This is a genomic window from Bacteroidota bacterium, assembly GCA_016718825.1.
Lineage (GTDB): Bacteria > Bacteroidota > Bacteroidia > J057 > JADKCL01 > JADKCL01.
This window is the reverse complement of the sequence record JADKCL010000040.1, coordinates 62,566-69,141: the sequence shown is the minus strand read 5'-3', so window position 1 is coordinate 69,141 and position 6,576 is coordinate 62,566. Positions and strand designations below refer to the sequence as shown.

The 6,576-nt window shown below is 51.8% G+C and carries 6 protein-coding genes and 2 pseudogenes; 1 reads left to right on the top strand and 7 read right to left on the bottom strand.

Features of this window, described 5'->3' with window-relative positions; genetic code table 11:
• Together IPN95_26575 and IPN95_26570 are read right to left on the bottom strand one after the other, a co-directional pair.
• On the bottom strand, positions 1–481 hold a 481-nt coding region (locus tag IPN95_26575; protein MBK9452921.1), incomplete at its 3' end, for a hypothetical protein.
• A 42-nt stretch (positions 482–523) separates the two neighbouring features.
• Positions 524–814 (bottom strand): hypothetical protein, encoded by a 291-nt coding sequence (locus tag IPN95_26570; GenBank protein ID MBK9452920.1) that lies wholly within the window; start codon positions 812–814, stop codon positions 524–526.
• Positions 815–1,128: 314 nt separating this feature from the next.
• Here IPN95_26570 and IPN95_26565 point away from each other — a divergent pair, with 314 nt between their 5' ends.
• On the top strand, positions 1,129–1,326 hold the full coding sequence (locus tag IPN95_26565; protein MBK9452919.1) for a hypothetical protein: 198 nt from the start codon (positions 1,129–1,131) through the stop codon (positions 1,324–1,326).
• Positions 1,327–1,690: 364 nt separating this feature from the next.
• On the opposite strand, the gene IPN95_26560 is transcribed toward IPN95_26565, so the two are convergent.
• From IPN95_26560 to deoC, 5 genes and pseudogenes are all read right to left on the bottom strand, one after another.
• Positions 1,691–2,779: an aldehyde dehydrogenase family protein gene (locus tag IPN95_26560; GenBank protein MBK9452918.1), complete on the bottom strand. Its 1,089-nt coding sequence runs from the start codon at positions 2,777–2,779 to the stop codon at positions 1,691–1,693.
• A gap of 5 nt (positions 2,780–2,784) precedes the next feature.
• The gene (locus IPN95_26555; protein MBK9452917.1) at positions 2,785–3,222 is read right to left on the bottom strand and encodes a hypothetical protein; all 438 of its coding nucleotides are present in this window, start codon (positions 3,220–3,222) and stop codon (positions 2,785–2,787) included.
• Between the two features lie 297 nt (positions 3,223–3,519).
• Positions 3,520–3,870, bottom strand: coding sequence for a hypothetical protein (locus IPN95_26550; protein ID MBK9452916.1), 351 nt, complete (start codon positions 3,868–3,870; stop codon positions 3,520–3,522).
• Positions 3,871–3,887: 17 nt separating this feature from the next.
• Positions 3,888–5,364, bottom strand: a pseudogene (locus IPN95_26545) (aldehyde dehydrogenase family protein).
• A gap of 4 nt (positions 5,365–5,368) precedes the next feature.
• Positions 5,369–6,286: pseudogene (gene deoC, locus IPN95_26540) on the bottom strand (deoxyribose-phosphate aldolase).
• Positions 6,287–6,576: the final 290 nt, after the last annotated feature.

Genomic DNA, 6,576 nt, shown 5'->3' with positions numbered 1-6,576 from the left:
TGCCGCAAGCGGATTCAGTGAGCGTGACCGCACTGGGCTGCAGGATGGTGAGATCGAGGCCCACGATGCTGTCGCAGCCTTGCACGGATTGCAGGGTGTCGGTGTAGATGCCGGATTGGGTGTAGGTCTGTCCTGTTACTGGCCACGTGTAGCTGCCGCAATTGTTTAGGGTATCGGCGGAGGCATAGGGTTGGGTGGAGGAGAGGTAGAGAGCGCGGACCTCGCAGGGTGTCAGTGCACGGTTCCAGATGCCGATATCGTCGAGTTGGCCTAGGAAGTAATTGTTTGGTACCGAAAAACTGACCCAATGGCCCCATCCAATACGAATAGATAGTTGATTCTGACCCACAAATGTATTTGGATCAATTGCACTCGTTGTGAAATTGACCCCATCCAAATACCCCGTTAGAAGAGAGTTGGCCTTATCCGCTGTAAGTACGATATGCGCCCACCTTGTGACACCAATACTTGCTGAAGATATCGTAAGAAATGCCCAAGGGAGGTTGAGGCCGCTTTTATCCTTTTACCCTAGGAATTGATTTGGTTGTTGACCGAAAACAATATCAAATCCTTGACTGGAATTCCCGGAAGGATCACCTCCCAAGTTTGGATTGATCTTGCTAAGGACTGCCATATCATTGCCTGAAGGACTAGGAATTACAGGTATTTGAATCCAAAATGAAAAAGACTGGTTGCTATTCGGAAATTCAAGAGTTGTGCTGTTTGGAATGTCAATAAAATCATCCACGCCGTCAAAATCATACGCCTTCCCTGGATTCCCAAACCGATCCGCAGTCAGCGTCGCCCCATTCACAGTTCCATTGTTCCCATTCCCGCTTTCATCGTTGGCATTGCCATTGAGACCACCATCCTACGAGACCGTTTGTAGGTACGTAGGATGGGACTTGGGCGCAGGTCAATTTGACAAAACCAAATGTCGCCAGAAAGATTAAGAATATTCGTTTTGTGTTCATTGTGACCCGATAACCTAAACGTTCGTGCAGATTGAAGTCATTCAGCACTTTGTTCAGTACTGCTACCTTATAAAGTTAGGGTCGCACCCCAAGAAAGACTGCAATTACAACTCCCTTCTTGCTACTTCCAGAATTATTTTGCTACCTTTGGGCAATGCGTACCACTTTGGATGTATCTGCAACGATTAGGAGGCTTCGCGAACTCAAGGAAATCACCCGTGAGTCAATGGCGGCTGAATTGAATCTCAGTTTGTCGGGATATTCCAAAATGGATGTGGAGAAACCGACCTCACACTCTCAAAATTGTATCGTATTGCTGAAATTCTTGATGGTGACGTTGCCAAGATATTGAATTTTGATCCTCTACTGTGTTCAATATCAGCAACAATGAGATGGTACAAGCCGTTGCAGCAGAACAAGTGAACCACTATCATGGTCAGCCATCCAACTATAATGACAAATACGTGGCCCTACTCGAAAAGGAAGTGGAACGGCTGAAGGCCAAGGTTGGAGAATAGAATGGCTTGGAATCGGGTATTCTTCTGGGCACTTATACCTTAGATAGAAAAGCTGCATTGAAAGGGCATTTCAGGAGATGCATGCCTCTCAAAGTAGCACCATTTGCTAAGCACCCTTCCCGCATCCTTCTTAGACTAAATGCCGAATCCCATGCAATCCGTTCGCGCTCATCCTCCCACTCCCACTCCCACTCAAACTCAAACTCCCACCGGGTGCCAAGTCGTCTTCACCTCCTGCGCTTCAGCAATCAAGTAAGGACTTTGAGCGGTATCGGCAAACCAATCCTCAGTTTTGTTCACGAGGATGCGCTTGACGTTGTTGGTCGCATTTTTCTGAAGGGTAGCGATCAATGCGCTGTCTTTACCGGCATAGACCATTCCATTGACATCCATGTGGGTCGAGAAATGGTCTTTCAGTTCGGATTGGAGGCCCGTGAGGATGTTGACGACCCCGCCTGGGACGTCGCTGCTGTTGATCACCTCCGCGAATGTGATCGCGGTGAGCGGATACAGCTCGGAAGCCAAAACGATCACCGTGTTGCCTCCTGCAATGAGCGGCGCGACGACAGAAACGAGCCCGAGCAAACCATGTTCCTTCGGCGCAAACACCGAAATCACACCCATTGCTTCCTGCATCGAGAAGTCAAAATGACTGGACGAGACGGCATTCACCGAACTGAAAATCTGTTGGTACTTGTCGCACCATCCTGCGTAGTAGACCATGCGGTCGATGGCTGCGGAAACTTCGTTTTCGGCAGCATCGAAGGTCAAACCTTGGTCCACGAGTTCGGCGGTGAACTGGGCACGGCGGCCTTCCATCATCTCCGCGATGCGGTAGAGGATCTGCCCGCGGTTGAAATGGGCGCGGTTGGCCCAGCCGTTAAAGGCATTACGGGCAACGACCACGGCATTGCGGAAGTCTTTGCGGGAGCCACGGCAATAGTTGGCGATGAGTTCGCCAGCGGCATTTTTGAAGCCGATGTAGCGTCCGGATTCGGTGCGGGGAAAGGCGCCGCCGATGTAGAGCTTGTAGGTCTTTTGGACGTTCAAGCGCACATTCTTCGGCGGGGCGGTAGCGGCTTTTGTTTCCTTTCCGTTGCTTGGAGCGGGCGGGGTCAGGGGCTTTGCTGCCGCAACCGGCTTCGTCGTCGCCTTGGCGATCGGCGCGGCCTTGGGCGAAGCCTTGGCTACCGTTTCGGCCTTGGCCGATGTCTTCGCAACAGGTGGTGCAACGGGCTTCTTGCCGTTGCTTTTGCTGCTTTCCGCTGGTGTTTTTGTCTTTGCCATTGTGTTTATGCGTGTGCCACTTGGGCGAATTCTTGTATCTCCTTGATTTTGGGATGGTTGCGCATGGCGGACAGCAGGGGAATTGAAGAAAGCAACTTAGAGAAGTCGGCTTTTTTCCCTCTGCCAAGTAGTGCCGACAACGTACTTTTGGGGGCAGACATGCCAATTTCCCAAACCATGTCTGGAATTTTTTGCCCAAGCGCAGCCTCCAAAGCGTTCTTGTCTGAAAAAAACAAAGATTCTATTTCTGGCTGAAGCAAAATGAGCTTGAACCGTTCACGATCCTTGCCTACAAGCATCCTCACGTAAGCCTCATTGGATTTACTTTTGTCGTCATCGGCGTCGGCAACCAAGATCACGACATCATCGGAAGTGCTCAAAATCGTGTCAGTGGCAATAACTGCACTCACAATTCCTGTGCGAAAGCCAATCTCATCGATCAAGCCATTGAAACGCCCAAGATAGACCTCAAAATTTCTGCATCATCAGGGCCTTCGGTCACTATTCTAGTTTTCATGCGTTCTCCCTCCTTTTTGGGTCATTTACCTTTAAATCAAAATTAGGCTTTCCTTCCTGAATTGCATAGTGGTACTTTGCCAGCAGCGAGCCAACAAAGTACTCATTTTCAAAACAATACTCAATATCGTCAGACGTCCACAACAAGATAGTCTGCGGGGCAAAAAAATGGGCTAAAATGGTCGCTTCCCAAGTGAAAGCCGAGGTTGTGAACAAAGATCCGATCAAGTTTGAGGACGCCGCATCAGTTGGCTTCTCATTTTTGCCATTGGCCCAAATGGAACTGTTGCATCCCATTCCTTGGATTCAATCAAAACATGAAGATTTAGACTGTCAATCGAAACCAATCCATCAATTTGTTCAATATTTTTCTTGCCAAGCAATTCCACAGGATAAGAGTAGGTCGCCCGCGCTCCTTCAATTTCGAAAGCTCGCACAATCAAATACTCAAACGCAAGTCCTGCTTCCCAATTCAGGTTCGGTTCCTTCTCTTTGAGGGTGTTCCATAGTGCCCGCAACTCTTCAATCGACCGATAAGTCCGGATTTTGGCGATATTTTCTACTGAACTTGCCATTTTCTCACCGATTCCCCTCAAAACCGCACATAAGCCCCCAGCCCGTGCAGTCCGCCTTCCCTTCCAAATCCACTCTCCTTGTAGCCGCCGAATGGCGATGCCGGATCGAACTTGTTGTACGTATTCGCCCAGATCACGCCGGCCCGCAGCTTGCTGCTGACTTGGAAAATCTTGGAACCCTTGTCGGTCCAAACCCCGGCGCTGAGGCCGTAGCTCGTATTGTTGGCCTTTTCGATCACCTCATCGACGGTGCGGAAGGTCTGCACTGCCAAGACGGGACCAAAAATCTCCTCTTGCACGATGCGGTGGCTCTGAGAAGCATTCAAAAACAACGTCGGACGGCACCAAAAGCCTTTTCCGGGCAACGAACAGGCATTCTGGAACATTTCTGCGCCTTCATCCTGCCCGATTTTGATGTAATCCTGGATCGTCTTGAGCTGACTTGCGGAATTGATCGCGCCGACGTCCGTGTTTTTGTCCAGCGGATCGCCCACGATCAGGGTTTTCATTCTGTCTTTGAGCTTGCGGATGACCGTGTCATACACGCCCTCCTGCACAAACAGGCGCGAACCCGCGCAGCAGACGTGGCCTTGGTTGAAATAGATGCCGTTGATGATGCCTTCGACAGCTTGATCCAGCGGTGCGTCTTCGAAAATGATATTCGCAGCCTTGCCACCCAATTCCAGTGTCACCTTCTTGTTGGTTCCGGCGATCGCCCGTTGGATGATCTTTCCGACATCGGTCGAACCTGTAAACGCGATTTTGTCCACGTCGGGATGGTTCACAAGCTCGGCACCCGTTGCGCCAAATCCTGTGATGATGTTCACGACTCCGGGTGGCAAATCCGCTTCCTGAATCAATTCTGCCAGTTTCAACGCCGTCAAAGGCGTCGTTTCGGCGGGTTTCAGCACCACGGTATTGCCCGTCGCCAAGGCCGGCGCGAGCTTCCAAGCGGCCATGAGCAGCGGAAAGTTCCAGGGGATGATCTGTCCGGCGACGCCGAGCGGCTCGGGTTTGCGGTTGGGGAATGCGTATTCCAGCTTGTCGGCCCAGCCCGCATAGTAGAAAAAGTGGTTGGCCGCCAAAGGCACGTCGATGTCGCGGGATTCGCGGATCGCCTTGCCGCCGTCCATCGTTTCGATGATGGCAAATTCGCGGGCCTTTTCCTGCAACATCCTGGCAATGCGGAAGATGTATTGCCGCGGTCCTTGGGCGACATGCTTTCCAATACGTGTCGTAGGCGTGGCGGGCAGCTTTCACGGCCTTGTCCACGTCGGCTTTGTTGGCCTCGGCGATACGTGCCAACTTTTCCTCGGTCGCAGGATTGATCGTGTCAAAGTATTTGCCCGACGAAGGTTTCACCCATTCCCCACCGATGAACAGCTCGTATTGGTCCTTGAGCTGAATATGGTCCCTGCTCTCCGGCGAGGGTGCATATTGCCATTCTGTATCGAATTGCAGGCCGACCACGGCCGGTTTTTTCTCTTTTGCCATTGTCTTAGTCGATGGAGAAATAGTCCAATGATTGGTAAACGCCCGTTTTTCCTTGACGAGCTGCATCAAGATGTCGTTGGCGAGGGTGCTAGCGCCAAACCGGAACCATTCGTTGTTCATCCAGGCTTGACCGAGCGTCTCGCGCAGCATCACGAGGTAATGCAACGCCTGCTTGGATTCGCGGATGCCCCCTGCAGGCTTCATTCCGACCATTTTGCCCGTCTGATAATAGAAAGTCGCGGATGGCCTCAAACATCACGAGGGTCACCTCCATCGTGGCGGCAGGCTGCACCTTGCCCGTCGAAGTCTTGATAAAATCCCCGCCCGCATGCATGGCGATCTCGCTCGCGATGCGCACGTTGTCGAGGGTGGCGAGTTCGCCGGTCTCGAGGATCACCTTGAGGTGGGCTTTGCCGCAAGCCTCCTTGATGGCTGCGATTTCGTCAAAAACGAAGTTGTAGTTGCCACGCAAAAATTCGCCGCGGCTGATGACCATGTCGATTTCGTCGGCCCCTTCGTCCACCGCGAACTTGGTGTCGTCGAGCTTGACTTGGAGAGGTGCCTGACCGGACGGGAAGGCCGTGGAGACGGAAGCGACATTGATCTTGGAGCCTTCGAGGGCCTTTTTGGCGACGCGGACCATACTCGGATAGACGCAAATCGCGGCGACAGTCGGCAGGTCCGGATAGGCATCATGCGGATGCATAGCCTTGTAACAGAGCTGCTTGACCTTGCCGGGCGTGTCCTTGCCTTCGAGGGTGGTGAGGTCGATCATGTTGAGGGCGAGCTTGAGGGCTGCGACCTTGCTTTCCTTCTTGATGGAGCGCGTCTTGAACTTCGCGACCCGCTCCTCCACGCCGACCTGATCGACGGTGACGACATGACGTGGATTAAAGGTAGATATCATACTGGGTGTAGACATGGGGCTAAGATAGGGATTGATAATGGAAAATTGAAATGGAGGATGAAAATGGAGAATTGAGAATTGAGAATTGAGAAGCATTCAGCGAAGCTAATGGAAAATGGCAAGGCACGACGCGGCGGCATCTTGCCGCATGCGGATCGACGGGACGCCTCTGGCGGGGGGATGGGTTTGCAAAGCGTTGTTGATCCGGTTAGATTTATAAATTGAACGACAATAGTTGGTTATGTTTGAAGCATTTCAGCCCTTTTGCGAATCTGCCAGGAATTGGAAATCACAAGGCCATTCCG